At 65.6% G+C, this 1745-nt stretch carries 2 protein-coding genes; both read right to left on the bottom strand.

The window, feature by feature from the left end; translation table 11 throughout:
• Window positions 1–578 (bottom strand): ABC transporter permease (locus tag EOA27_RS35100; RefSeq protein WP_145970784.1); only part of this gene is annotated, 578 nt, incomplete at its 3' end.
• A 31-nt stretch (window positions 579–609) separates the two neighbouring features.
• A partial coding sequence (locus EOA27_RS35095) for an ABC transporter substrate-binding protein (protein WP_145970783.1) occupies window positions 610–1745 on the bottom strand: 1136 nt, incomplete at its 5' end.

The raw sequence follows: 1745 nt of genomic DNA, 5'->3' as shown, positions 1-1745 counted from the left end.
AGGTTGAGCACCAGCGGCAGCGCCGGCAGGATGAGATAGTAACCGCTCGTCCAGAAGCCCGCGCCAGGCGCGGCACCCGTGATCGGCAGCCAGTTCAGCCACAGGCCGAAGACCAGGAGCAGGAGCAGGCCGGAGACAAAATCCGGGACGATGCCGAAGGAGACGCCGGCGAGCACGATCAGCCGATCGGTGAGCCGACCCTGGTTGAGGCCGGCGACGATGCCCGCGCCGACACCCAGCGGCACAAGAAGCAAGAGGATGATGCCGGCAAGGGCCGCCGAGCGGCCGAGGCTTGCCAGCACGAAGGGCGCGACCGGCGCACGCATCGACAGCGACGTGCCGAAATCGCCGCCAAGCGCCGCGCTGAACCAGCGCCAGTACTGGACAAGCACGGGCTGGTCGGCGCCGAGCTGTCTGTTCAGCGCCGCGACGGCCTGCGCATCGGCGAAGGGACCGAGCATGACGCGCGCGACATCGCCGGGCAGGACCTGCCCGGCGAGGAAGACCAGCGCGCTGACCAGCCATAGCGTGAGGAGCAGCGAAGCCGCGCGCGCCGACAAGGTGCGGCCGGTCAGCATCCGGTGCCCCGGCTGGTTTGACGTTTGCGCATCATGCCTGGACGAAGGAAACGCGGTCGAGCAGGAGATGCGAGATGGCCGTGAAGCGCACGCCCTCGACCTTCGCACTGGCGATCCGGCTGTACTGCGAGAAGTAGGAGATGATCTCAGGCGTCTCGTCGAGCAGCAGGGTCTGGATCTTGCGGGCCGCGATGCGCTGCGCCTGCAGGTCGCGGGCCTTGCCGTATTCGACCAGCAATGCGTCATAATCCGCATTCTTGAAATGCGCGGCGTTCCACGCGCCATCGCTCTTCAGCGTCGCGTTGAGGAAGATGTCGGGCGTGCCACGATGGCCGAAATCGGTGATGCCGAGATTGGAATCGAGCCATGGCGAGCTGCCGAAGGTCGCCGATCCATAATAGGCATCCTGCGGCAGCACATTGAGCTTGATGTCGATGCCGGCCTTCTTGGCAAAGTTCTGGATGATCACGGCGTAGTCGGGGATGTCGTAGGCGCGTTCGGTGGTGAGCGTCACCTCGAAGCCGTTGGGCACGCCCGCTTCGGCCAGCAGACGCTTGGCCTCGGCAATGTCCTGCTTGCGCTGCGGCACCGATGAATCGGCCGAGGGGAAGATGGGCGCGAAGGGCGTGTCGTTGCCGACGATGGCGCGGCCCTTGAGCAGGCCCTTGACGATGGCCTCGCGGTCGAGGGTGAGCGCCAGGGCGCGGCGGATGCGCTTGTCGGTGAACGGCGCCTGGTCGGTCCTGAGATGCACGGCGTCGTGCGAGCTCGCCTGGACGCTGAGCAGCTTGAAGTTGGCATTGCCCTCGATCGCCAGCTCGAGGCGCGTGGTGCTCGGGATGACGTCGAGCTGGCCGGCCTGCAGCGCCACGACCTGCGCCTGCTCGTCATCGAAGAATTTGATCTCGACCCGGTCGGGCAGCGCCTTGTCGCCCCAGTAATCGGGATTGCGCACGAAGCTGGCGCCCTGCTTGGGACGGAAGGATTCGAGCTTGAACGGACCGGTGCCGTTGAAATTCTTCTCGAAGTCGCCGGCATAGTCGGCCGGCAGGATCACGGCGTTGTAGACGTCGGAGGAGACATAGAAGGGGAAATTGGAGTTCGACTGGTCGAGATCGAAGGCGACCGTCTCGTCGTCGACGATCTTGGCGCCGCCCTTGGACCTGT

The organism is Mesorhizobium sp. M2A.F.Ca.ET.037.01.1.1 (assembly GCF_003998075.1).
In the GTDB taxonomy this organism is placed as follows: domain Bacteria; phylum Pseudomonadota; class Alphaproteobacteria; order Rhizobiales; family Rhizobiaceae; genus Mesorhizobium.
This window is presented reverse-complemented; position numbering and strand designations above follow the sequence as displayed.